The organism is Streptomyces sp. NPDC059695 (assembly GCF_042733785.1).
GTDB lineage: Bacteria > Actinomycetota > Actinomycetes > Streptomycetales > Streptomycetaceae > Streptomyces.
Window position 1 is genome coordinate 123270 of the sequence record NZ_JBHWFF010000018.1, and the last position, 24574, is coordinate 147843.

Sequence of the window (24574 nt, forward strand, 5' to 3'; positions counted from 1 at the left end):
CCTTCCGGGTGCCCTGCATCCGACGGAAACAACGACTGGAATCAGGACAGAATTCCCACCCGGCACATGGATTTTCGCGATCATGCAGTATCCTGCGCGGCCGCCGCCCCCGCGGGCACGCCGCGGACACCCACGGAGGTGCAGGTCAGACCGGGCACGGGGGTGAAACGGCGCCCTCGCGGGAGCATCCGACCACGCTGTCGGTGAGACCGCGATCACATGCGGCGCCATCCCTTCAGACGCCGTCACACGATTCCCGGTTGCCTCTCCCGCGGACGGCCTCGCCTCCGCCCTCCGGCCTAGGTCCCGAGGCCGTTCCGCCCCGCCGCTCCCCGCGCCTAGCGTCACCCCATGACCGACACCACCGGCATCCTCGACGAGGCTCTCGAACGGCTCCACACCACGGGACCCGAGCGCAACGGCTGGCTCACCAACCACGCCCCCATGGCCGTGGAGGCCCTGGTCCGGCACGGCCGGGCCCCGGCCGTGCACCGCTGGCTCGACCACTACGCGCCGAAGCTGGAGGAGCTGCCGCCCGCGCACCTCCCGGTCACGGCGGGCACCTGGCGGGAGGCGCTCGGCGACCCGGTCCGGATCACCGACTGGACCCGCCACTTCTCCCGCGAGCTGGCCGACCGGCCCTGGCGGGACGTGCTCGCGGAGTGGTGGCCCCGGCTGCTGCCCGGCATCGCGGGCGGGGCGACGCATCCGGTGATCCGCACCGGTCACGCCGTACGGACCCTGCTCACGACGGAGGAGACGGCGCCGCGCCGCGCCGAGCTGGCGCACGCCCTCGGCTACTGGGCGGCCCGCCACCAGCTCCTGCCGCCGCTCGCCCCGCTGGCGGCCGCGCCGACCGCCGCGGCCGCGCTGGACGCCGTACCGCCGGTTCGGGAGCAGGACGGCGGGATCCGGGCCCGGCTCGCGCAGCTGACGGCGTTCCCGGTGTGGGGCGGGGCGACGGATCCCGGTACGGCGAAGGAGCTGCTGACCGAGCTGGTGGCGGCGGCGACGCACCGGTACGCGTCCCGCGGTCACGGCGAGCCGGTCATGCTGGTGCACGCGGCGACCGCGCCGAACGCGGTCCTGCGGGCCCTGCCCGCGCTGCCCCGCGCGCTGTGGGCGCCGAGCGTGGCGGCGGCCTGGGCGGCCGCGGCCGCGGTGACGGCGGCCTACACGCCGCGGGAGGCCGCCCCGTACGCGGAGACCGGCCTCACCCCGGAAGAGGTCTTCGAGCGGGCGGCGGCGCACGGCGACGACCACACGATCAAGTTCACGGACACCGCGCTCGACGTGGGCGACCCGCTCGCGCTGGCCGCCGCGGTCCGCTCGATCGACCTCAACCCGCCGGCCCTCTGACGGGTCAGCCGAACTGGACGGACCGCTTGGCGAGTCCCATCCAGAAGCCGTCGATCACGGACCGCTCCGCGTCGAGGTCGCCGGCCGCGTCCGCCGCGCCCATGGTGACGAAGAGCGGGGCGAAGTGCTCGGTGCGGGGGTGGGCGAGGCGGCCGGCCGGGGACTTGTTCTCGAAGTCCAGGAGGGCGTCGACGTCGTGCGCGGCGAGCGCCTCGCCGCCCCAGGCGTCGAACTCGGCGGACCAGCCGGGGACGCCGGGGCCGGTGTGGCGGAGGGCGGCGAGGTTGTGGGTGAAGAAGCCGCTGCCGACGATGAGGACGCCCTCCTCGCGCAGCGGGGCGAGCCTGCGCCCGATGTCCATGAGCCGGCGCGGGTCGAGGGTGGGCATGGAGATCTGGAGGACGGGGATGTCGGCGCCGGGGAACATCTCGACGAGCGGCACGTACGCGCCGTGGTCGAGGCCCCGGTCGGGGATGTCCTGCACGGGCGTGCCGGGCGCGCGGAGCAGCTTGCGGACGGACTCGGCGAGCTGCGGGGCGCCGGGGGCCCCGTACTGGACGCGGTAGTAGTGCTCGGGGAAGCCCCAGAAGTCGTAGACGAGGGGGACGGTCTCGGTGGCGCCGAGCGCGAGCGGGGCCTCCTCCCAGTGGGCGGAGACCATGAGGATCGCCTTGGGGCGCGGCAGTCCGGCCGACCAGGCGGCGAGCTCGCCGGGCCAGACCGGGTCGTCGGCGAGCGGCGGGGCGCCGTGGGACAGGTAGAGGGCCGGCATCCGGTCGAGAGTGGTGTCCATGGCGGCGGCCTTCCTCGTCCTGTCCTTGAAACTTCAAGCTAACTCTTCACACGGTAACGCCACATAGTTCAACTTTCAAGAACGAGTCGTACGATGGGAACCATGGGAGACATGACCGAACCCCGCTGGCTGACCGACGAGGAGCAGCACGTCTGGCGCGCGTACCTGCATGCCACCACGCTCCTGGAGGACCACCTCGACCGCCAGTTGCAGCGCGACGCCGGGATGCCGCACATCTACTACGGGCTCCTCGTCCAGCTCTCCCAGGCCCCGCGCCGCAGGCTGCGGATGACCGAGCTGGCCCGCAGCGCCAAGATCACCCGGTCCCGGCTCTCCCACGCGATCGCCCGCCTGGAGAAGAACGGCTGGGTACGGCGCGAGGACTGCCCCTCCGACAAGCGCGGCCAGTTCGCCCGGCTGACGGACGAGGGCGCGGAGGTCCTCCGGCGGAACGCCCCCGGGCACGTGGCGGCCGTCCGACAGGCCATGTTCGACCGCCTCTCCCCCGAGCAGGTGGAGCAGCTCGGCGGGATCATGCGCGCGATGGCCGAGGGCCTCGAACCCTCGGACGCGGACGCGGACCTGCCCTGGCTCCGCTGAGGCGGAACCAGGGACGCGGACCTGCCCCGGCTCCGCCGAAGCGGAACCAGGGCAGGTGACGAACGGACCGGACCGGCTCAGTGCGCGACGACCGGGATCTTCACCTCGTCGTCCACGTCCGCGCCGGACCCGGCGACCTGTCCGGTCCCCGGCTTCCCGGTGTTGATGAGCACGAAGGCGATCGCGGCCGACAGGGCCAGGATGCCGACCGCCCACCAGATGGCCGCCGCGTACCCCTCGACCATGCCCTGGAGCTGGAGCAGCTTCTGCGCGGCCGGGGTGGTCGCGCCGGCGGCGTGGTCGGTCAGGTAGGCGGTGGTCGCCGAGGCGGCGATCGTGTTCAGCAGGGCCGTGCCGATGGCGCCGCCGACCTGCTGCGAGGTGTTGACCATCGCGGAGGCCACACCGGCGTCCCGCGGGTCCACGCCGAGCGTCGCGAGCGACATGGCCGGCATGAAGGCCGTACCCATGCCCAGGCCGAGCAGCAGCTGCGCGGGCAGGATCAGGCCGGCGTACGAGGTGCCGATCTCCAGCTGGGTGAGGAGCAGCATGCCGACGCCCGCGGTCAGGAAGCCCGGCGCCATGAGGAGGCGCGGCGGGACCCGGGTCATCAGGCGGGTGCCGATCTGGGTCGAGCCCACGATCATGCCCGCGATCATCGGCAGGAACGCGAAGCCCGTCTTGACCGGCGAGTACCCCTTCACGACCTGGAGGTAGTACGTCAGGAAGAGGAACAGGCCGAACATCGCGATGACGGCCAGACCCAGCGACAGGTAGACACCGCCGCGGTTGCGGTCGGTCAGGACGCGCAGCGGCAGCAGCGGGGACTTCACCTTCGACTCGGTGAGCACGAAGGCGAGGAGCAGGACCGCGGAGCCGACGAACAGGCCGATCGTGCCGGCGTCGGCCCAGCCGGCGGACTCGGCGCGGGTGAAGCCGTACACCAGCGAGACGAGGCCCAGCGTGGAGAGGATCACGCCCGGGATGTCGAGCGCGGAACGGTTGCGGGTGCCCTCGGGCTCACGGACGACGAGGTAGGCGCCGACGGCGGCGACGGCGGCGAACGGGATGTTGACGAAGAACGTCCAGCGCCAGTTCAGGTACTCGGTGAGGAAGCCGCCGAGGATCAGGCCCACGGCGCCGCCGCCACCGGCGATCGCGCCGTAGATGCCGAAGGCCTTCGCACGCTCCTTGGCGTCGGTGAAGGTCACGGCGAGCAGCGAGAGCGCGGCCGGCGCGAGGAGCGCGCCGAAGGCGCCCTGGAGCGCGCGGGCACCGAGCATCATGGCCTCGCCGGTCGCGGCGCCGCCGAGGGCGGAGGCGGCGGCGAAGCCGATCAGGCCGGTGATGAAGGTCCGCTTGCGGCCCCACAGGTCGGCGATGCGGCCGCCGAAGAGGAGGAGGCCGCCGAAGGCGAGGGCGTAGGCGGTGATGACCCACTGCCGGTTGCCGTCCGAGATCCCGAGGTCCTGCTGGGCGGAGGGCAGGGCGATGTTCACGATCGTCGCGTCGAGGACGACCATCAGCTGGGCGAGGGCGATGAAGATCAGGGCTTTCCAGCGGCCGGAGTCGGCCTGGATCGCGGGGTTGTCGGGGATTTTCGGCATGGGGGTAGCCACCTCTTGGCACGTACGGGCGAAAAAGGACGTAAGGGGGTAACGACGCACGGGAGTGCGGGCGTGCGGGTCTAGATGAGTTCAGGGGCGCCGGAAGGGCGCGCTCACGACGAGGAGCAGGAGTCGCGTCTCAGGTCCTCCAGGGTCGCGGCATTGCCCGACAACTCGGAGCGGGCGGGCGCCTCCAGGCCGTCGAGGAACAGCTGCAGGTGGCGGTGGACGAACCGGTCGAAGGATCCGCAGGCGGATCCGGGCAGCGGCCGGGTCAGCTGGGAGAGCGCCACGATCAGGTCTCCGACGCCCACGTCGGCGCGGAGCCGGCCGGCCCGCTGCGCCCGGTCGACGAGGTCCTGGACGGCCCCCTCCAGACGGTCGCGCTCGGCCGTCAGGTCGGGGTGGTTCTTGTCGAAGGCGCCGTCGAGCATCGGGCACAGGGCCCCGATGCGCTCGTCGGCAGCGCCGTGCGTGAAGCGGCGGAGGGCGGCGAAGGAGTCGTCCTCCTCCTCGATGGCCCGTTCGGCGAGCTCGGTGACGCGGGCCGTGAGCGAGAGGACGACCTCGCGGACGAGGTCGTCGCGCTCGGGGAAGTTCCGGTAGAGCGTGGCGTTCCCGACGCCGGCGCGGCGCGCGACCTCGTCGTAGGGCACCTGGGGTCCGAACTCGACGAACATCTCGCGCGCCGTCGCCACGATCCGCTCGCGGTTGCGCAGGGCGTCGGCCCGCGGGCGGGGTACGCGACGGGCGGGCGCGGTGTCGGCGGTGCTGCTCACGCCACGGCCTCCTCTGAGTCATCCGGGGAAGGATCCCCATCCGGGGAAAGAGTCCCCACTTCGTTCGACACAGACGTAAACGGGGACTCAGTCACCGGTTATTTCAAGCCATCATGTGACCTGCGTCACACCCCCTCCCCTCCGTGGAATACCCACGATCGGGCCACCCGGCGCGCGCGCCCGGACCCCGCGTCACAGGCTGATCGCACAGCGCGGACGCGCGAGGCCGGGTCGCTGCGCCGACCTGCCCCGACCGGAGAGGCGACGCATGCAGCACCCCCGCCGACGGATACGCAGACCCGTCGCCCTGGCGGCGACCACGGCCCTCTCCCTCGCCCTGCTCGCCTCGGCGAGCAGCACCCTGCCGGGGCCCGCACCGGCCTCGGCGGGCCCCGTGGCCGCCGCGCCGAGCGGCGCCCGGCTGGGGCCGTGCCGCATCGCCACGACGATGGGCGTGCAGATGTCGGAGGGGCTGCCCACCGCCCCCGGATACGTCCGCTCCACGGGCCTCGTCAGGGCCCTCAACCTGATGATCGACTTCCCGGACGCCCCCGGGGACGGGACGGCCATGGGCCGCTTCCGCGAGTTCTTCCCGCAGACCGCCGACTGGTTCCGCACCAGCTCCTACGGACGCCTGCACTACCAGGCGGAGGCGCCGATACCCGACTGGCTGCGGATGCCCCGGGCCTTCTCCTCGTACGGCATCGAGCGCGGCTCACCGTACGAACCGGGCTACCGCGCCCTCGTCGAGGACATCGTGAAGGCCGCCGACGCGCGGGTCGACTTCAGCGCCTACGACCTGGTCAACATCCTCGTCACGCCGAACGCCGGGCCCTCCGCCCTCGACACCGTCCTGTCCGTGACCTTCTCCGGCAACGACGACGCCCCCTACGCCGACGGCGTGCCGCTCGCCAACACGTCCTTCGTCTACAGCCGCCAGGACGACGGCTCCGGCAGCTTCGGCGAGACCGGCTACCGCGTCCTGCCCCACGAGAACGGCCACGTCTTCGGCCTGCCCGACCTCTACACCGCCGACGGCGGCGGCACCGTCGGGCACTGGGACATCATGTCCGAGGACTGGGGCGCCAACAACGACCTCCTCGGCTGGCACAAGTGGAAGCTCGGCTGGCTCGACAACGACCAGGTCAGCTGCGCCTCCGGCCCCGGCACCGGCGACTACAGCCTCACCCCGCTCGCGGTCCCCGGCGGACCCAAGCTCGCCTTCGTCCCGCTCTCCGGCACCTCCGGATACGCCGTCGAGGTCCGCAGCCGCGACGGCAACGACGAGGCCGTCTGCGACCAGGGCGTCCTCGTCTACCGGGTGGAGTCCGACGTCGACACCGGCCACGGCCCGGTGACCGTCGCCGACAGCGACCGGGCCAGCGGCGGCTGCACCCGCCGGGCCAACGTCCACGCGGAGCTCTCGGACGCCCCGTACGGCCCCGGGGAGTCGTTCACGGACCGCGCCAACGGCATAAGGATCACCGTCCTCGACGAGGACGACGCGGGAACGTACCGGGTCAGGATCACCCGGAACTGAGGGCGTCCCGCAGCCGGCGCTTGAGGATCTTCCCGGTCGGGTTCCGGGGCAGCTCCTCCTCCCGCACGAGGATGCGGGCGGGCACCTTGAAGGCGGCGAGGCGCGCCCCGACGTGTGCCCGCAGCCGCTCGACGCCCGGGTCGGCCCCGGGCCGCAGCCGCACGACGGCCACGACCTCCTCGCCGAGCAGCGGGTGCGGAGCCCCGAGCACGGCGGCGTCGAGGACGTCCGGGTGCTCGTGCAGCACGCCCTCGACCTCGACGCAGTACACGTTCTCGCCCCCGCGGATCACCATGTCGGTGAGCCGGTCGACGACGCTGACCCGTCCCTCCCCGTCGACGCGGGCGAGGTCGCCAGTCCTGAACCAGCCGTCCTCGGTGAACGCGGCGCGGGTGGCGGCCTCGTTCCCCCAGTACCCGCGGATCAGCGACTGGCCGCGCAGCCACAGCTCCCCCACGCCCTGCGCGTCGGGCCGGTCGATCCGCACCTCGGTGACGGGCGAGGGGCGCCCGACGCTCCCGGGATGGGCCCGGTACTCCGCCCCGACGTTGGACAGGACGCCCCCGCAGGTCTCGGTGAGGCCGTAGCCGTTCCGGGGCTCGATGCGCTCCCCGTACCCCTCGGTGACGCCCGCGACGATCCCGGGCGGGGCGGCGGCGCCTCCGGTACTGAGGAGGGTGAGGCTGGCGAGCGGGTCACCGGCGCTCCGCGCGAGGTCGAGCAGCTGGAGCGCGGTGGTGGGAACCCCGGCGTAGTGGGTGACGCCGTGCTCGCGGATGAGCTCCAGGGCGTGCGCCGCGTCCCACTTCCGCATCATCACCAGGGTCCCGCCGGCCGCCATCACGGCGTAGAACGACGTGAACGCGGCCACGTGGAAGAACGGGAACGTCGTCAGGGACACGATCGCGGGCCCCGTCCCCGGCACCTCCCCGCGCGCGAGGGCCGCGGCGGCGGCGAAGTAGCGGGGGTTCATGGCGGCCCCGGCCTGCGCGAGGTGCGTGGCGACGGCCCCCTTGGGGCGCCCGGTGGTGCCGGAGGTGTAGACGATGGTGGCGTCGTGCTCGGGCAGCACGTCGACGGGCGGCGGCCCGAGCACCGGGTCGGTGTCGGCGGCGTACGCGGCGAACCCGTCCTCGGCCTCCCCCCGGAAGACGATCCCGGGCACGCCGTTCCGCGCGGCCCACGCCCGCACCCGCCCGACCCGCTCCCCGTCGACGAGCAGCACACCGGGCGCGCAGTCGTCGAGCGCGTACGTGAACTCGTCCTCGGTCCACCAGGCGTTGAGGGGTACGGCGACGAGCCCGGCGAGCTGCGCGGCCCAGAAGGCGACGTGCCACTCGGGCAGGTTCCGCATGGCCACGACGGCCCGGTCCCCCGGCCGCAGCCCGTACGCGCCGGTGAACCGCCGCGCGAGCCCGCAGGCCGCGTCGAAGAACTCCCGGTAGGTCATGCGGACGTCCTCGGACACGAGGAACACCCGGTCGCCGTAGGCCCAGGTCACCTCGGCGAACTCCCGCAGGGTCCGCGGCCCGCCGGCGAACACCCCGTCCACGACGGCGAAGGGCGCCCCGTCGGCCGTCAGCCGCTCGACTCCGCCAGCCACCACACCAACCTCCTAAGCGCCCGCTCAGACCCCGGCGACGCTATGCGCCCCCAACCAAGAGGGTCAACCCACCCGACAAGGACAACGGGAGTAAACCCCGCCACCCCTCCCCCACCCACCCCGGGGTCGCCACCCCCAGCCCCCCACTGAAGCCCCCACCCCGGCACCCCCACCACACCGATATCCCCCGGACGCCGCCCCCACCACCCGCTACACTGACACCGCTCCGCCTTCGCCTTCGTAGCTCAGGGGATAGAGCACCGCTCTCCTAAAGCGGGTGTCGCAGGTTCGAATCCTGCCGGGGGCACAAGCAGAAGGGCCGGCTCAGGGGAACAATCCCCGACGCTGGCCCTTTCTCATGATCGCGGCCGTGTCGCCTCAGGCCCACCGCCTCCTGCTCCGGCCGGACGTTGATGTTCCGAGCGCGCCGGAGGCGTCCTTCATCCGGATGCCGGCTCGGCCTGAAGTCACCTACGCCTGTCGGCGTCCGGCCGGGTGATCACGTAGCAGGTTGCGACGAGGGTGCTGTCCGTGCCGGATTCGGGCTTCGTCCACCAGCGCCAATACGTGCCCGGTTCGTTGGCGTCCGAGATCCAGCTCTGCGGCACCAGGTTGCGGGCGCGGCGGCAGGCGACGTCCGCCCTTTCATTCGTCGCCGTGTCGTCCTTTCCCGGGGTCAGGTCAGCCTGGGCGAAGACCCGGCCGTCGTGAGGTGCGGAGCAGGGCACGGTGACGACCAGACGGCCCTCGCGGCGGCCGGTCGCGAAGTCGATGCAGGCGCCGGGGGCGATCTTGGCGATGTCGGCCACGCTGCTGGAGGCCAGGCGCACCGGGGCGCCCGGGGTCATGGTCGGCTTCGAGGTGCCGTACCGAGTGAGAGTCAGGTCCATCGTGACGGAGGTGAAGTCCGAGAAGGAGGAATCCATCCTGATGGTGCCGGTCAGATCTGCCCGGGCATGGGTGACGCGTCCGTTCCGGTCCACGGTGACCGTCAGCGGCAGGGTCTTCCGTTGCGGGGACGTGTACGTTTCCCTGCTCAGCCCTTCGAGGTCGGGTGGAAGGATGTGCCACAGCGCGCTGAGCGGCATCTCGCCTTGGTAGGTACGGCCTCCGTCTGCGGCACGTTGCGCGGTCGCCGTCGATCCGGTGATCCCTTCGAGCAGGCTGCCTCCGATGGGGCTCTCGGTGCCCCGCATGTGATCCACCGGGCCGTCGCCAGGTGTCGCATCCGAGTCGGCGTCTGTGTAGCGGAGCCAGTAACCGGCGTCGCCGCCCCGGTAGTGAATGTCCTGTCTGTCGACCAGGTACCGCCCGACCGGTTCGCCGTAGCCTCGTCCCGGTGTCGTTCCCAGGACGCTCCTGCGGACGGAACCGCGTGTTCCCGCGGGGATGCTCCACGTCATGGTGGTGCGGCCGCGACCGCCGGCGAAGTCGAGCTCGCCGGACATCTTCTGCTGGACGTCGCCCTTCTTCGACACGAAGGTCAGCTTCTGCACGAAGCTCGCGTTGCCTGCCTTCTGTGTCTCGCGCACCGCGAGGAACAGTTGGCGGTCCAGCTTCTGGCTGAAGACCGGGTGCGCGGTTCTCGTCGCGGGTTTCGGCGATGCGGAAGAAGAAGGACTCTCATCACCGGTGCAGCCGGTCAAGCTCATGGACGCGGCAAGGAAGACAGCGGCGGCTCGGGCAGGACGAAAGATCATGTCTTGTTGACCTGGGAACCAGGGTCAGGGTTGCCCTCGGTTGCGGTCTGAGCGCGGGAGAGGGTCGTGGCCTCATCCCCACGGGGCTCCGTCTCGGATTCCGTCTTGTTCGGCTCCGTCGGGCGTAGTTCAACGCGGTCGAGGGCCATGACACAGCCGGCAGCCGAACACGCGTGAACGCGGGCGAACGCCAAAGGCCACACCTGAACGTTGAGGTGTGGCCCTTCGGCGTCTACGCCTGACATCGGCGGCAGCGGTCAGGTGCCGGTCGGGTCAGCCCGTAGCCCCCCTCCCGTCAGGGCCGTGTACGCCGCTTCGGCCCGGCGGGCCTCCGGGACGTGCGCGGGGGCGTGGGCGAGGAAGGCGCCGGTGGTGCCGGAGAAGGTGATCGTGCCCCGCGTGAGGGCGGTGACGTGGTCCGCCTCCTCGGCCAGGTCGGCCACGTCGTGCGTCGAGAGAAGGACCCGCACCTCCCGGGAGGCGAGCCCGATGACGAGGTCGCGGAAGACACGACGCTGGGTCGGGTCCATGCCGGCCGTGGGCTCGTCGAGGAGCAGAACCTCGGCGCCGTGGACCAGGGCGGACGCGACACCGACGCGGCGCAGTTGACCGCCGGAGAGCCGCTTCGTCCTCATGTCGGCGTGATCCGTCATCCGGACCTGCTCCAGCGCCCCCGTGGAGGCGTCCCAGGCGGCACGACGGCTCATCCCCTTCAGCCATCCCGTGTACGCGACCTGCTCGCGGGCGGTGAGGCCGGTCATGGCGGTGACGGTCTGCGGCATCCAGGCCACCTTCATGCGGTACGCCCTGGAGTCGGAGGACAGGCGCCCGAGCCGTACCGATCCCCGACTCGGCCGGTTCACCCCGGCGGCCAGCTTCAACGTGGTCGTCTTTCCGGCCCCGTTGGGGCCGAGAAGGATCGTGAAACCGTCAGGGACGGTGTAGCTGAGCCCGGAGAGAATGCTGCGCGAGCGGCGCCCGTACGCGTAGGAGACGGCGTCGAGTTCGATGGACACGGGCTGACGGGCCTTTCAGGAGGTGGGGCGGCGACGGGTGAGACGGAGCGCGACCAGGCCGCAGAGGAAGACCGCCAGGCAGAAGAGGAACGTGGGTACGGAGCCGGCGGGGTGAAGGGTGACGGCCCAGGGCCAGGGGCGGTGGAAGTCGCGGTAGCCGACGAAGGCGGCGGCGAACACCCAGGCGACGGGGGCGACGGTCGCGGCCTGCGGGTGTACGGCTCCCGCGAACAGCATGAGCCCGGTCAGGAACAGTGTGTTCCGGGCGGCTTCGTACGCCGTCGAGGAGTCCGCGAGCTCGCCGATGATCCCGGCGGCCGACACCGCCACGGCGACCGTGCACAGGGCGAGGGCCACGTCGTACCGCCGGACCGGGCGCACGGACAGGTCCTCGGCCTCGGGCAGCCGTTGGGCGAGGCTGTGCGTGAGGGTCCCCGTCACGATCAACGGAGTGAGGTGCATGAGGAAGAGGAGGTTTTCGCCGGAGCCGATCAGTCCGGGCAGGGCCACCGACTCGCCGTGGGCGACGGCGGCGAGCAACGTGAACGCGAGAAGGCCGGGCAGGACGACCGTCGTGAGGCGGCGTCCCTTGTACCACCAGATCACGAGTCCTCCCCCTGAGGGCCGGTCGTCGCAGGGACGCCGGCCGGCCGCTTCGGCATGTCACGGCACGCCTTCGCCTGCTCCTGCTCGAACCAGGCCGTGCGCTGTGCGGCGGTGGGCAGTGCTCGGCCCTTCGCGGCGCGTTCCTTCACCTTCGCCAGGACCTCGGCTCCGTTCGCGAACTGGGTGTACTCGCCGGAACGCCAGCGGAGGTAGGGGTCCTGGGCGTCGACGGCGTAGGCGGCCCACAGCATCGCGGCGTCTCGGTTGACGATCCAGGCGGTGGGGGCGTCGGACGTGACCATGGCGGGAAAGGAGCAGGGGAAGGTGACGGAGCCGAGCAGGACGGCGTAGCGGATGCCCGCGATGCGGGCCCCGGGCCCCGCCGTCTCCGCCTGGGCGGTCAGCGGCAGCCACCAGGTGGAGGCGGTCGAGCGGGGGCGGGTGCTGGCGCGCTCGTACAGCAGACCGTCGGTGACGGTGGACGGGACGGAGACGTCGACACCCGCGGCTTCCAGCTTCTCCAGCGATTCGACGACTTCGGACCTCACGTCGTCGAGCCGCTCGACCGCGCCGCCCGTCTCGGCCATGCAGACCCGGGGCGCCGCGCCGACGCAGCGGGCGGGCGCGTGGCCCGCGCTGACCGGGCCGTCGGCAATGCCCCAGCCAGAGGCCGTCCGCGCGCTCAGGACCAGGGTCGCGAGAGCCACGGCGGTCGCGAGGATCCGTAGCGGCAGACCACGGGGGCCGCGGCTCCACCAGGCGGCGACGGCGGCGGCCACGGTGGCGGCGACGAGGAAGGGGATCAGGACGGTGGGGGCGGAGTAGTACTCACCGAAGGCGACGCTCGTGCTGAGGTGCCCCGAAACATGCCGGGGCCAGAGCGGATCGCTGTACGCGTGCGTCTTGCTGATCACGTAATACGCAGCGACGGCGCTGACAGGTGCGGCGATCACGCGAGGAGCGAGGTGCCCGAGAACGATGCCGACCACGGCGTACGCGCACACGATGCCCATCCCCATGACGAGGGGGAGGAGGGCGGTCGGCGTGGGCACGAGCCGGGTCTCGATCAGACGCATGCCGACGGGCAGCAGCAGGATCGCCCAGCCGGCCCCCACGGCGGGCGCGAGCGCCTGTCCGGCCACGAGCCATCGGGCCCGGCTGGGAGCAAGGTCCCAGACCCGGTCCCGCTTCAGCCGACCGCCTTCCCACGTCGCGAGGCCGAGGGTGATGCCGTACGCGAAGGCGTAGAAGTAGTTCAGGGCGAGGGCCACTTGCTCGGCGGCCCAGAGCGGCCCGCCGATCACCTCCTCGTACGAGTCCTCGAAGTGCAGGGCGTAGAAGAAGTAGAAGGCGACGATGCCGCCCCAGACCGGCGCGGTCCAGAGGGCGGCGGAGGAGCGCAGGTGGGCTCGTAACTTCACAAGGGCACCGATCTCGATGGGGAACGGGCCGGGAGGGCAGCTCACCCGGCCCGGTCATGGCAGCCGGATCCGCCGGTCCGGGCGGCCGGTCGCCAGTCGGCCGACGACATTTCGACGTACACCTTCTTCACGGAGGCCGATGTGTGAATGGTTCCGGAGCCACGGAGCGCCGGGATCGTGATGCACGGGTTGTCACCGTTGACGTAGTGGATGTTCCAGTTCCACTCGCGCGCGAGGTGTAGGTCGCCCCCCTTGGAGCAGTTGCTGCTGGGGGGCACCGTCGAGACGGCAGAGTGACATCGACGACGGGGACGACCGGGGTCCCTCACGGCCCCTCGCGGTATTCTCGAAGTGCGGGCCGGCCCCGCCCGGGGTCGCTCGATCGAACTCCTCAAGCGGGTGTCGCAGGTTCGAATCCTGCCGGGGGCACAAGCACACAGGGCACCTGGTGACGTCACCAGGTGCCCTTTGGCATCCATCATCGGCGGGAGGGCTGCGGGATGACGAACAGTGAGCGGGAGGGCCGGGGCGTCTCGCCGCGGCGGCGGGGGCAGGGGGAGCTGGAGGTCCAGGTGCTCGCCGCCCTCCGGCAGGCGCCCGGGGCGCGGACCGCCGGTTGGGTGCAGGAGCGCCTCGGCGGCGGGCTCGCCTACACCACCGTCATCACCATCCTCACCCGCCTCCACGCCAAGGGCGCCGTGAGCCGCGAGCGGGCCGGACGGTCCTTCGAGTGGACCGCCGTCGCCGACGAGGCCGGGCTCGCGGCCCTGCGGATGCGGCGGGTCCTGGACGGCGAGGCCGACCGGGACGCCGTCCTCACCAGCTTCGTCACCGGCCTCTCCGCGCACGACGAGCGCCTGCTGCGGGACCTGCTGGCCCAGGAGCCCGGCGAGGCGGAAGACTGACGGCATGGGGGTCTTCGTCTTCCTGCCGCTGGTCCTGCCCCTCACGGCGTGGCCGGTGGCCCGGCTCGCCGCCCACCGCCTCCATCCGCGGATGGCGACCTGGCTGCTGACCGTCCTCTCCGGCGTCCTCGCCGTGTGCAGCACCCTCTGCCTCGGCCTGCTCATGGTCGTCGGCACCGCCCAGCTCCCCGGCAACCCGCTCCCGGACGGCTGGTCCGACCCCGAGGTGCGCGAGGCCGTCCCGTACGACGAGGTCGCCGGCCGCTTCGCCATCCCCGCCCTCGTCGTCGTGGTCGCCTCCTGCGCCCGCACGGCCTGGCACCACCACCGGGTCCGCCGTCGCGCCGGCCGGGCCCTCGCCGGGCTGCCCGCCACCTCCGTCGTCGTCCTGCCCGACCCGAAGCCCTACGCGTACGCCCTGCCGGGCCGCAGGGACCGCGTCGTCGTCACCACCTCCCTCCTCGCCACCCTCACCGGGCCCGAGCGCCGCGCGCTCTTCGCCCACGAGCGCGCCCACCTGGACTCCCGTCACCACAGGTTCCTGCTGACCGTGCAGCTCGCCGCGCGCGCCAACCCGTTCCTGCGCCCCCTCCGTACGGCCGTCGCCTACACCACCGAGCGGTGGGCCGACGAGGACGCCGCCACCCGCGTCGGCAGCCGCCGCACCGTGGCCCGCGCGGTCGGCAAGGCCGCGCTCGTCTCCCGGGGCGCGCCCTCCCCGGTGCTCGCCGGCTTCGCCGCGCAGGCCGGACCCGTGCCGCGCCGGGTGGCCGCGCTGCTCGCCCCCGCTCCCGCCACCCGCCGCTGGCCGTCCGTGTTCACCACCGCGGGCCTCGCCGCCTGGGGAGCCGCCGCCGGCACCACCGTCTCCGCGCTCTCCTCGGCGAACTCGGCCGTCACGCTCTTCCTGATCCTGAAGGCAGCGACCCCTCTCTGACACGGCCCCCCGGTCCTATCCTGGCCTTCGCCCCCGGGGGAATCGGGGACGAGGGGTACGGGGAAACGGGGTAGGCGATGGAATGGTTCTGGTGGGTCCTCATCCTCTTCTGGACCGGTGGCCTGGGCTGGGCGGCGGACAACGTCCGCACCGCGCTGCGCCATCGGCACGAGCGGAAGATGGAAGTCCTGGAGGCGGCCAAGCAGGAGCGTCTCGCCCTGGAGGCCGTGCACAGGACGCCGGAGCCGGTGTGCGGGTGCACGCACCATCTCGCGAAGCACGACAGGAAGGGCCGCTGCCACGAGCGGGTCGAGGTGCCGACGGCCTGGGACGAGAACAAGAAGCCGGTCCGCTACGAGCCCGGTGAGTGCAACTGTCAGCAGTACGTGGGCCCGCAGCCGCTCTCCCAGGTGTACGCCGACGATCTGACCGACCTGGCCTGAGGCCGGGCGGACCGTGGCCCACCTGGCCTGAGGCGGGGGGAGCGGACCGGCGGACCCGTCGCCGGCCGCTTCAGCGCAGCTCCTCCGGGCAGGCCGTGCCCCGCGACAGCTTGTAGGGCGCGGCCAGGCGGTAGACGCCCGCCTTCGGGGCGACGAGTTCCGTCCACTCGTCGCCCTCGGCGTCCGGCTCCGCCTTGAAGAGGCAGCCCTCCTCGTTGGCGAAGACCTTCGGGATCTCGGTCTCCGACTCCTCGCGGGCCGTCTTCGACGCCTCGGTCTCCTGCGGCGGTTCGATCTTGCCGCCGTTCTCGTCCATCAGGGCGAGCCACGGCGAGTACGGGACGCGGATGAGGACCCGGCCGGGGGTGTCGACCCGGATCACGACCTCGTTCTCCTCCGCGCTCCGCACCTGGGCGGGCGGGTCCGCCAGCGGGGTCGGGTTCTCGACCTCGTACAGCCGCCAGTTCGCGTCCGACCAGACCTGGTTCAGGTACGGCAGTCCCTCGCGGACCAGCTCGGCCTCCTGCTCGGCGCCCGAGTCGGGGGCTCCGGTGGGCAGGACGACGTAGTGGACGGCCCAGCGGTCGAGCCACTCCTGGTAGTTCACCGCATTGAGGGTGTCGTCGTAGAAGAGCGGGTTGCGCTCCATGTCGGCCTGCCGGTTCCAGCCGCGCGCCAGGTTGATGTACGGGCTGAGCGCGGAGGACTCGCGGTGGCTGGACGCCGGCACGACCTCGACCCGCGCCCTGCCCGCGTCCCGGACCTGGAGCTGGTTGACGAGCGGCGCGAGCTCACGTGCCCAGGACGCGTCCGGGGCGGTGCGGATGACGTCGTCGACGCCCTTGAAGCCGATCCAGAAGTTCAGCCCGGCGACGGCGAGCAGCAGCGCGTACCAGCGGCGTGAGCGCGGCGCGGTGTACGGCAGCGCGGCGAGCAGCACGACACCCGCGAAGAGCATCGGCAGCCGCGAGATGTTCGAGCCGATCTGGGAGTCGATCAGCCAGGTCAGGAGCGTGCCGATGGTGTAGACGGCGGCGGCGGTGCGGACCGTGCGCCAGTCCTTGGGGACGAGGACGAAGGTCAGGATCCCGAAGAGCAGCGGGAGCGCCGTCGAGCCGAAGGCCATCGGCTGCGTGCCGGAGAAGGGGAAGAGCCAGGAGGAGAGCGCGACCACGGCCACCGGGGCGAGACCGAGGGCGTACGCGCCGGGGCGCCGCTTGTTGAGGAAGAGCGCCGCCGCCGCGACCCCGAGGAACAGTCCGGCGACCGGGCTGCACGCCGTCGCCAGGCCGGCGAGCGGGGCGGCGACGGCCGCCTTCGCCCAGCGCCGGTAGCGCCAGCGGTGCGGCCAGCAGAAGACGGCGGCGACCGCGCCGAGCGCGAACATCATGCCGAGGCCGAAGGTCACCCGGCCGGAGAGCGCGTTGCAGAGGAACGCGAAGACGGCCGCGACCGAGCAGACCATCGGGTTCCGGACGGCCCGTACCCGCACCAGGATCAGCGCGGTCAGGGCGGCCGACAGCGTCCCGGCGACCATCATGGTGCTGCGGACGCCGAGCACCGACATCAGGTACGGCGAGACCACGCTGTACGAGACCGGGTGCATCCCGCCGTACCAGGCCAGGTTGTACGCGGAGTCCGGGTGCCGTCCGACGAACTCGGCCCAGGCGTCCTGCGCGGCCAGGTCCCCGCCGCTGTTCGCGAAGAAGAAGAACCACAGGACGTGGGTGAGGGCGGCGAGCCCGGTGGCCACCATGACCGTGTAGCGGCGCTTGCGCCGCGGGGCGCGAGCGGGGGCGGTGGTGGTGGCCTGGGCGGGAGCTGCGGGGACGGGCCCGGGGGTCGGCGCGGGGGCGGGCCGCTGGGTCGGCAGCACTATTCGCGAGAGCGAAGCGGGGCCGGTATCCGTGGGCGAGCCGCCGTCGCTGTCCCGGGTGTCACGAGCGTCATGGGCATCACGGTAGACGTCGGGGTCGGAGTCCGCGCGGTCGGCGCGTGTCGGCTCGGCGGTGGTCACTGCGGCCCTTTCCCGTGCTGCCCGTCTGCTGCGCGTCTGCTGCCCGTCCCGCTCCCGGCGAGGTCGCACGGGCCTCTCGTCCCCCCGGAGACGCTAACAGCCGGGCGCCCCCGGGGTTCCGGGGCGCCCGGCCGAGCGGGTGGCCTCTGGGGGCCGGCCGTCAGCCCACGCGGGTGAGCTTCTTGTCGAAGCCGGGCTCCACCAGGTCCGCCGACAGGGCGACCGGGGAGCTGACCTTGCCGGCGCCGGTGCCGATCGACACCTGGCCGACGATGTCGCCCGCCTTGCCGGAGTGCGGGACGGCCTTGCCGCCGTCCGTGAGCTCCAGCTTCACCTGGAGGCCGGGCCAGCCGACCGCCTTGAGCTCCTTGGTGGCCACGACCGGGGTGCGACCGCCGAGGCCGTCGTCGACGTAGCCGAGGACCTGGCCCTTCTTGACCACGGCAGCCGAGGTGACGTCCTTCTGGGCCTGCTGGATCAGCTTGAGGCTGTAGGCGATGGCGAGGTCCAGCTTGTCGTTGAGGATCTTGGCGTCCTTGGCCCCCATGACGATGCCGAGGACGCGGCGGTTCTGGCCGTCGACGACGGTGTTGGCCGACCAGAGCAGATTGCCGCCGGCCGGGGTGGAGGAGCCGGTCTTGATGCCGCTCACGCCCGGTTCAAGCAGGATCGTGTTGTTGTTCTCGATCCGGCCGGGGATGCCGTCGACCGTCAGGTTCGGCATGTTCACGATCTCGCGGAACACGTCGTACTGCATGACCGCCTTCGCCAGCTTCAGCTGGTCCTGCGGGGTCGACACGGTGCTGTCGAGGAGGCCGGACGGGTCCGTGTACGTGGACCGGGTCATGCCCAGCTCCTTCGCGGCGGCGTTCATCTTCTCGACGAACGCTGCCTCCGAACCGGCGTCCCAGCGCGCGAGCAGCCGGGCCACGTTGTTCGCGGAGGGGATCATGAGGAGCTCCAGGAGCTCCTTCTCCGTGTACGTCTGGCCCTCCTTGACCTGGGCCGTCGACTCGTGCGTCGCCTTGGCCTGGTCCGCGGCCTTCTTGTCGATCGTGATCTCGGGACCCTGCTGCTTCCCCTTGATGGGGTGGTCGCGGAGGATCACGTACGCCGTCATCGTCTTGGTCACGGACGCGATCGGGGCCGGCGTCTGCGCCCCGTACAGGCCCATGGAGCCGACGCCCTCGACCTCGACCGCGCCCTGTCCCTCGCCGGGCCACGGCATGTCGAGCTTGCCGCCGCCGAAGGTGAAGGTCGGCTCGGCCGACAGGGTCAGCGCGGGCGCGGGCAGCGGGCGGACCATCTGCGCGATCGCAAAGACGATCAGGAGGAGCAGGACCAGCGGGGTCCAGATCCGCAGCCGGCGCACGGTCGTCCGCAGCGGGGTCGGCGGCGGGGGCGGCGTGTTGGTCAGCTCCGCGAGCAGGTCGAGCGGCGGCAGCGGGGGCAGCGGCTGCTGCCGCGTCCGCTCCGCCTCGGCGAGCCCGGCGGGCGACGGCGACGGTACGGGGGCGGGCGCGGGCGCGGCGTCCTTGGACGCGGCCGCCGGGGCGGCGGGGGCCTTGGCGGGCCCCTGGGCCGCCTTGGCGGGCTCCTGCGCCGCCTTGGCGGGCTCCTGCGCCGCCTTGGCGGCCTTCTCGGCCTTCTGCTCGGCGGGGATGTCCGGACGCAGCGCCCGGAAGACGCTGGTGCGCTCGCTGTCGGAGTCCGCGGCGGGTGCGGACGGCAGCTTCAGTGCGGTCGTCGGCTGGTCCACGACGGGCGGACGGACCATCTTGAACATGGTCGTCGGCTGGTCGACCGGCTCGTCGTCCTCAGCGGAGCCGTCGGACGAGTCGTCGGAAGAGTCGTCGGACGAGTCCGCGGCGGAAGCCTCGGAGTCCTCGGAGGACTCCTCGGAGGCGTCGTCGGACGGCGCCGCGGGCTTCTCGCCGCCGGACGGCTTCCGCGCGGCGAACCAGGACGCGGAGGGAGCCTTGTCCTCGACGGGCTCGCCGTCGGAGTCCTCGTCGGACTCGCCGTCGTCGGACTCGCTGTCGCCGGAGTCGTCGTCCGACTCGTCCTCGGGCTCGTCCTCGGGCTCGTCGTCCCGCGGCTGGTCGTCGTCCTCGGAGTCGTCGGCCTCGGCCTCGCCGTCCTCCTCGGGCTCCGGCTCGTCCTCGTTCCCGGGCTCCTCGGCCGACGCCTCGGCGTCCTTCCCGGGCTCCGGCCGCTCGGACTCCTCGGACTCCTCGGACTCCTCGGCCGTCGCGACCCAGGCCGCCACAGCGGCCTTCAGGCGGTCGCCCTCCGGCTCCGGCGCGTCCGCGGTCGTCGACTCCTCGGCCGGCTCCTCGGCCGGCTCCTCCGCCGCCTTCTCCGCCGCCGTCGGCTCGTCGTCCTCCGGCGTGCGCGGCGCCAGAGTCTTGAACACGGCCGTCGGCTGGTCCACCTGAACCGCCGAGGACGACGCGGACTCTGACTCACGGAGCACGGAAAGCCGAGGATCCCGGCCGCCGCCGCCCGAGGCCGCCGTCTCCTGCGACGACCCCTGCTGCTCCGCCTTGTCGGGGGACTCGCCCGCCACCGTGCCTCCTCCATGCGTCATACGTACGTCCGAACCGTCTACCAGTGTCCTGTGTGAACCCCTTGGCTCCCGTGCTAGACGAGAACGACATACCTACTGGTTCCCGGATGAACCACCCAGGCACTCTCGACAGATGAATGTGAGAGGGGTCACCCTGTCATTCATCCACGCGGGGAGGCATGGATGGGCAGGAGCCGCAGAACCATTCCGGAAGAGCTTCTGCTGCTCGCTCTGGACCCGACCACGGGTACCACAGCGCAGCCGCAGTCGCTCGACCTCGGTCTGGCCGGAGCACAGCTAGTGGAGCTGGCTCTGGCAGGCCGGATAGCCCCTGACGGGGATCGTATCGCCGTGGTGATGCCACGGCCGACCGGAGATCCGACACTGGACTCCGCACTGGAGCTGCTGCGCAGGCGTGGCAGCCCGGTTCGGGCCGTCCACTGGATCGGCGGACCCCGCCTGGGGCTCCGTCAGACGTATCTCTCGCATCTGGAGCGATGCGGCATGGTGCATGCCGTGGAGGGCCAGATGTGCGGGGTGTTGCCGACGACTCGCTACCAGGCGACGGACACGGCGATCAGTCGGGAGATCCGTGCCCGGCTGGACAGTGCGATCCGCACCGGCGTACCGCCGGACCCGCGGACCGCGGCGCTTGCCGCGCTGGCCCATGCGGTCGGTCTCGGGAAGCACCTCTACCCCGGCAACGAAGGACGGTCGTCGCGGTCCAGGCTGCGCGACCTGATCCGGCACGACCCGATGGGCGGACTCGTGGCGCACGCCGTGATGGACGTCCAGAACGGCGCGGCGGCACAGCCGCGCCGGAGCGCCGCGGGCGTCCCGGCGCAGCCTCGCGGCAGCATGGCCCGCGCGGCCGCGCACTGAACCGTCACGCGTCAGGCACCAGGAACCAGGAACCATCCCGAAGAACCATCCCGGGAGCCGCACAGGTGTGCGGGACGGTCTGGACGGCCGTCCCGCACATGTGCGTTGTCCTGGGCGTTGTCCGGTTTTCCCAGCGCGCACCCGGCCATTGGTGGCAGTCTGCCAAGCGGTAGATACTCACAGCTACGCAGCAGACAGCCGGAGGTGCAGTTTCCGTGGCGTCCAACGTCAACCCCACCGTCAGGCGACGCCGATTGGGCCAGGAGCTGCGCAAGCTCCGCGAGGCGAAGAACATGACGGCCGAGCAGGTCGCCGAGCGCCTCCTCGTCTCGCAGTCCAAGATCAGCCGGCTGGAGAACGGCCGCCGCTCCATCAGCCAGCGTGACGTCCGGGACCTGTGCGGCGTGTACGAGGTCGAGGACGAGCGCATGGTCGACTCCCTCATGCAGATGGCCAAGGACTCCCGCCAGCAGGGCTGGTGGCACGCCTTCGGCGACATTCCGTACAGCGTGTACATCGGTCTGGAGACGGACGCCGAGAGCCTGCGGATGTACGAGCCGCAGATCATCCCGGGACTGCTCCAGACGCACTCCTACGCGGAGGCCGTGATCTCGGGTGCGCTGCCGGAGTCGGCGCCCGCGGACATCGAGAAGCGCGTCACGGTCCGGACCCGCCGCCAGGAGCGGATCCGGGACGAGGAGCGTCCGCTGCGCCTGTGGGCGGTCATCGACGAGGGGGCGCTGCACCGGATCGTCGGCAGCAGGCAGTTGATGGTCGAGCAGCTGGAGCATCTGATCGAGCAGTCGCACCTGCCGCACGTCACCGTGCAGGTGCTGCCGTTCGAGATGGGTGCGCATCCGGGGATCAGCGGCCAGTACTCGATCCTGGAGTTCCCGGACACCTCGGACTCCAGCGTCGTCTACATCGAGGGCGTGACGAGCGATCTGTACCTGGAGAAGGCGCAGGACGTCGGCAAGTACTCGGTGATGTACGAGCACCTCAGGGCGCAGGCGCTGAACGTGGACCAGACGCGGGAGTTCATCTCGAAGATGGCGAAGAAGCACGCTCAGGGCTGATCACCGAGGGTGGGGCAGGCACCGTACACCCCGTGATCGCTCCCACGGAAGCACGGTTGGAATATGCCACTCGGACGTGTGAACGCCGGTCCCGCCGGCCGGGACCGGCGAGTAGCGTCGATCACGCCATCAAGAACGGTGGCGAGAGACACGACTCGGCAGAACCGGAGTGAGCAGCATGGCGATTATTCAGGGTGGAACGGACACCTGGACGAAGTCCTCGTACTCGGGCGGCAACGGCGCCTGCGTCGAGGTGAAGTCCCCCGTGACGGCCGCGATCGCGGTGCGGGACTCCAAGGCTCCCGAGGGTCCGTCCCTCTCTTTCGGTCCGGGATCGTGGAACGCCTTCGTCGGCGAGGTGAGCAACGGGGCCCTCTGAGCCCCGGTGCGCACGCCGCCACCAGCAGTACGCAGGAGCCCTCTCGACCGGTCCGCCGTCCTGGCCGAGGGGGCTCGGCCCTTTCCCGGACGGGATCAGCGCAGCTCGTCCACGTAGCGGTCCGTCCCCGGGACCGTCGGGATGAAGGGGGCCACCAGTTCCACCGTCCCCCCGGGGCCTCCCAGGGACTCCAGGTCCGCGAAGTGCTCCGTCCAGCACGTGCGGGGGTCCTCCTCCAGGAACCAGAGCAGGGTCAGCCGGGTGTCGACGCCCTCGACCTGCTTCACGTAGGTCATGCGGTCGCCGGGCAGCGGGGTCGGGCGGAAGACGGTCACCATCGCCGCCGGTGAGCCGGCGAGCCGCCGGGGCAGCTCGCGGGTCCTGAGGCGGTCGAGGAGTTCCGCCCGCTCCCCGGGGCCCGGGGCGTCGACGACCTGGAGGATCAGGCCGGCGTAGGGGTGGTCGAGGGCGTGGAAGTCGCGCGGGCCGGCCGCGCCGTCGCGGTAGACGGTCGCCTCGTGGTCCTGGAACGCGGTGAAGACGTGGGTGCGGGCCTGGTGGACCCGTGCGTCCTGGTTGAGCCGCTTGTTGATGCCGACGGTCCACTTCATGTGGTCGTCGTAGCGCCCCTCGGTGATCCAGTACGTGGAGAGGTAGCAGCCGGCGGTGACGGGCCGGGCGACGGCGGACTTCTCGGGGACGCGGAGCCCCTGGAGCTCGCGGGTGGCGACCCAGCGGCGGCCGGCGTACATCCAGGGCATGGCCATGGCGCCGGCGTAGTAGTGGTCGTCCTCGTACCAGCGGTTGTACGCGTACTCCTGGCCCGGGTGCGGTTCGACCATGGTGATCAGCGCGTGGCCGGGGCGGACGCCGTACGGGCCGACGGCCGCCAGTTCCGCGTACGTCTCGCTGCGGGTCTCCTCGCTCACTCTCGTACCCCTTCCCATGTCGGTGACAGGGTCCTACTCTGACGGGCCGTCAGATCAATGAACAGGCCCAGGGAGGTCCCGGATGCTGCTCCAGGGAAAGACGGTCGTCGTGTCGGGGGTCGGTGCCGGGCTCGGGCACAGGATCGCGGAGACGGTCGTACGGGACGGGGGCCACGCGGTCCTCGGCGCCCGCACCGAGGCCAACCTCGCCAAGTCGGCGGCGGAGATCGACCCGGAGGGGCGCCGCACCGCGTACCGGGCCACGGACATCACCGACGAGGAGCAGTGCGAGGCGCTCGCCGCGCTCGCCGTCGACCGCTTCGGCGGCATCGACGCGGTGGTCCACGTCGCCGCCTGGGACTCCTACTTCGGGGGGCTGGAGGACGCCGACTTCGCGACCTGGCAGGGGGTGCTGGACGTGAACCTGCTCGGCACGCTGCGGATGACCCGGGCCTGCCTGCCGGCGCTGAAGGAGCGCGGGGGTGCGGTGGTCCTGATCGGGACGCAGTCGGCGGTGGCGGCGCCCTCACAGGTCCGGCAGGCGGCGTACGCGGCCTCGAAGGGCGCGCTGACCTCGGCCATGTACTCGCTCGCGCACGAGCTGGGGCCGCACCGGATCCGGGTCAACACGGTGCTGCCGGGCTGGATGTGGGGGCCGCCGGTACAGGCGTACGTCCAGTTCGCCGCGCACACCGAGGGGGTTCCGGAGGCCGAGGTGCTCGCCCGGCTGACCGAGCGGATGGCGCTGCCGGAGCTCGCGACGGACGGGGACGTGGCGGAGGCGGCGGCCTTCCTCGCCTCCGACCGCGCGCGGGCGATCACGGGGCAGTCGCTGCTGGTGAACGCCGGGGAGCTGATGCGCTGACCTCGTCCCGCGCCACCGGGACACGTTCCTGGACATGGACAAGGAGCCGGCGCCCGGACGGATCAGCCCCTCGGATAGCGCGCCAGCCAGCCCGGCGAGGACACCGCCGGGCCGTGCAGGGCCGCCCCCTGGGTCATCTCCATCGAGAAGTCGTCCGCGAGCTCCAGGACCGTCGCACGGCCCTCCAGTTCGGCCAGCCAGGCCGGCGGGAGGGCCGTCTCGCCGTGCAGGGCACCGAGCAGCGCGCCCGTGAGCGCGCCCGTCACCGCCGAGGGCCCGTCGTGGTTCACCGCGAGCCGCAGCCCGTGCCGAACGTCCTCGCCGACCAGGGCGCAGTAGACGGCCGCCGCCAGCTGCCCCTCGGCCCGGTCCTCACCGGCCCCCAGGGCCGTCACCCGGTCCGGGTCCGGCGCCCCCTCCCGTACGGCCGCGAGGGCGCGGCCGAGCGCCCCCGGGCCCCGCGCCGGGCCCGGGCGCCCCCCCGGCGGCGGCAAGGGGCGGGTGCCCGCCGCCCCCACCCGGCCCCCCCGCGCGAGAACCGGGTCGGG

General features: G+C 72.2%; 22 protein-coding genes and 1 tRNA gene. 11 read left to right on the forward strand and 12 right to left on the reverse strand.

All coding sequences use genetic code 11. The features are described from left to right. The first annotated feature begins 351 nt into the window (after positions 1-351). Positions 352-1359: a questin oxidase family protein gene (locus tag ACFV2S_RS23015; RefSeq protein WP_385562123.1), complete on the forward strand. Its 1008-nt coding sequence runs from the start codon at positions 352-354 to the stop codon at positions 1357-1359. A 4-nt stretch (positions 1360-1363) separates the two neighbouring features. Here the strand turns inward: ACFV2S_RS23015 and ACFV2S_RS23020 are convergent, their stop codons facing one another. Beyond that, positions 1364-2152: a dioxygenase gene (locus ACFV2S_RS23020; RefSeq protein ID WP_383784131.1), complete on the reverse strand. Its 789-nt coding sequence runs from the start codon at positions 2150-2152 to the stop codon at positions 1364-1366. Positions 2153-2245: 93 nt separating this feature from the next. Between ACFV2S_RS23020 and ACFV2S_RS23025 the strand changes: the two genes are divergently transcribed. Continuing rightward, a complete protein-coding gene (locus ACFV2S_RS23025) occupies positions 2246-2752 on the forward strand; it encodes a MarR family winged helix-turn-helix transcriptional regulator (protein ID WP_385562127.1) in 507 nt (168 codons plus the stop codon). Between the two features lie 77 nt (positions 2753-2829). On the opposite strand, the gene ACFV2S_RS23030 is transcribed toward ACFV2S_RS23025, so the two are convergent. Further along, positions 2830-4359: an MFS transporter gene (locus ACFV2S_RS23030; RefSeq protein ID WP_385562130.1), complete on the reverse strand. Its 1530-nt coding sequence runs from the start codon at positions 4357-4359 to the stop codon at positions 2830-2832. A 113-nt stretch (positions 4360-4472) separates the two neighbouring features. Next, a complete protein-coding gene (locus tag ACFV2S_RS23035; RefSeq protein WP_385562133.1) occupies positions 4473-5138 on the reverse strand; it encodes a TetR/AcrR family transcriptional regulator in 666 nt (221 codons plus the stop codon). A gap of 268 nt (positions 5139-5406) precedes the next feature. Here ACFV2S_RS23035 and ACFV2S_RS23040 point away from each other — a divergent pair, with 268 nt between their 5' ends. After that, positions 5407-6678, forward strand: a complete 1272-nt coding sequence (locus ACFV2S_RS23040) for a M6 family metalloprotease domain-containing protein (protein ID WP_385562136.1) — start codon at positions 5407-5409, stop codon at positions 6676-6678. Here the strand turns inward: ACFV2S_RS23040 and ACFV2S_RS23045 are convergent. Beyond that, complete coding sequence (locus tag ACFV2S_RS23045; protein ID WP_385562269.1) at positions 6665-8281, reverse strand: class I adenylate-forming enzyme family protein; 1617 nt, start codon at positions 8279-8281, stop codon at positions 6665-6667. The genes ACFV2S_RS23040 and ACFV2S_RS23045 overlap by 14 nt on opposite strands. Positions 8282-8515: 234 nt before the next feature. Between ACFV2S_RS23045 and ACFV2S_RS23050 the strand changes: the two genes are divergently transcribed. After that, a tRNA-Arg gene (locus ACFV2S_RS23050) sits at positions 8516-8588 on the forward strand. 160 nt (positions 8589-8748) lie between these two features. On the opposite strand, the gene ACFV2S_RS23055 is transcribed toward ACFV2S_RS23050, so the two are convergent. The 4 genes from ACFV2S_RS23055 to ACFV2S_RS23070 all read right to left on the reverse strand — a co-directional run bounded on the left by ACFV2S_RS23055 (position 8749) and on the right by ACFV2S_RS23070 (position 13024). After that, positions 8749-9933: a hypothetical protein gene (locus tag ACFV2S_RS23055; RefSeq protein ID WP_385562138.1), complete on the reverse strand. Its 1185-nt coding sequence runs from the start codon at positions 9931-9933 to the stop codon at positions 8749-8751. Positions 9934-10238: 305 nt separating this feature from the next. After that, a complete protein-coding gene (locus ACFV2S_RS23060; protein ID WP_385562140.1) occupies positions 10239-10997 on the reverse strand; it encodes an ABC transporter ATP-binding protein in 759 nt (252 codons plus the stop codon). Positions 10998-11012: 15 nt separating this feature from the next. Further along, positions 11013-11603 carry a hypothetical protein gene (locus ACFV2S_RS23065; RefSeq protein WP_385562143.1) on the reverse strand — a complete coding sequence of 197 codons (591 nt, stop codon included), beginning with the start codon at positions 11601-11603 and terminating at the stop codon, positions 11013-11015. Next, positions 11600-13024, reverse strand: coding sequence for a hypothetical protein (locus tag ACFV2S_RS23070; RefSeq protein WP_385562146.1), 1425 nt, complete (start codon positions 13022-13024; stop codon positions 11600-11602). Before ACFV2S_RS23070 ends, ACFV2S_RS23065 begins: the two co-directional genes overlap by 4 nt. Positions 13025-13524: 500 nt before the next feature. Between ACFV2S_RS23070 and ACFV2S_RS23075 the strand changes: the two genes are divergently transcribed. The 3 genes from ACFV2S_RS23075 (at position 13525) to ACFV2S_RS23085 (ending at position 15309) form a co-directional block, all read left to right on the forward strand. Continuing rightward, positions 13525-13929 carry a BlaI/MecI/CopY family transcriptional regulator gene (locus ACFV2S_RS23075; RefSeq protein WP_383783960.1) on the forward strand — a complete coding sequence of 135 codons (405 nt, stop codon included), beginning with the start codon at positions 13525-13527 and terminating at the stop codon, positions 13927-13929. Positions 13930-13933: 4 nt separating this feature from the next. Then, positions 13934-14866, forward strand: a complete 933-nt coding sequence (locus ACFV2S_RS23080; protein WP_385562150.1) for a M56 family metallopeptidase — start codon at positions 13934-13936, stop codon at positions 14864-14866. Between the two features lie 77 nt (positions 14867-14943). Next, positions 14944-15309 (forward strand): hypothetical protein, encoded by a 366-nt coding sequence (locus tag ACFV2S_RS23085; protein ID WP_383783956.1) that lies wholly within the window; start codon positions 14944-14946, stop codon positions 15307-15309. Positions 15310-15379: 70 nt separating this feature from the next. On the opposite strand, the gene ACFV2S_RS23090 is transcribed toward ACFV2S_RS23085, so the two are convergent. Further along, complete coding sequence (locus tag ACFV2S_RS23090; RefSeq protein WP_385562154.1) at positions 15380-17326, reverse strand: MFS transporter; 1947 nt, start codon at positions 17324-17326, stop codon at positions 15380-15382. Positions 17327-17486: 160 nt separating this feature from the next. Then, positions 17487-19742, reverse strand: a complete 2256-nt coding sequence (locus ACFV2S_RS23095; protein ID WP_385562157.1) for a D-alanyl-D-alanine carboxypeptidase family protein — start codon at positions 19740-19742, stop codon at positions 17487-17489. 336 nt (positions 19743-20078) lie between these two features. Between ACFV2S_RS23095 and ACFV2S_RS23100 the strand changes: the two genes are divergently transcribed. The 3 genes from ACFV2S_RS23100 (at position 20079) to ACFV2S_RS23110 (ending at position 22232) form a co-directional block, all read left to right on the forward strand. Next, the gene (locus ACFV2S_RS23100; protein ID WP_116160457.1) at positions 20079-20777 is read left to right on the forward strand and encodes a GPP34 family phosphoprotein; all 699 of its coding nucleotides are present in this window, start codon (positions 20079-20081) and stop codon (positions 20775-20777) included. A 215-nt stretch (positions 20778-20992) separates the two neighbouring features. Further along, positions 20993-21853 carry a helix-turn-helix transcriptional regulator gene (locus tag ACFV2S_RS23105; RefSeq protein WP_329853151.1) on the forward strand — a complete coding sequence of 287 codons (861 nt, stop codon included), beginning with the start codon at positions 20993-20995 and terminating at the stop codon, positions 21851-21853. A gap of 178 nt (positions 21854-22031) precedes the next feature. Further along, on the forward strand, positions 22032-22232 hold the full coding sequence (locus tag ACFV2S_RS23110; protein ID WP_030693525.1) for a DUF397 domain-containing protein: 201 nt from the start codon (positions 22032-22034) through the stop codon (positions 22230-22232). 95 nt (positions 22233-22327) lie between these two features. Here ACFV2S_RS23110 and ACFV2S_RS23115 read toward each other — a convergent pair whose 3' ends face one another. Then, positions 22328-23161 carry a hypothetical protein gene (locus ACFV2S_RS23115; protein ID WP_385562162.1) on the reverse strand — a complete coding sequence of 278 codons (834 nt, stop codon included), beginning with the start codon at positions 23159-23161 and terminating at the stop codon, positions 22328-22330. A gap of 82 nt (positions 23162-23243) precedes the next feature. On the opposite strand from ACFV2S_RS23115, the gene ACFV2S_RS23120 reads away from it, so the two are divergent. After that, entirely contained in the window at positions 23244-24026 is a 783-nt protein-coding gene (locus tag ACFV2S_RS23120) for an SDR family oxidoreductase (protein WP_385562165.1), read from the forward strand. Between the two features lie 62 nt (positions 24027-24088). On the opposite strand, the gene ACFV2S_RS23125 is transcribed toward ACFV2S_RS23120, so the two are convergent. After that, positions 24089-24574 (reverse strand): ADP-ribosylglycohydrolase family protein (locus tag ACFV2S_RS23125; protein WP_385562168.1); only part of this gene is annotated, 486 nt, incomplete at its 5' end.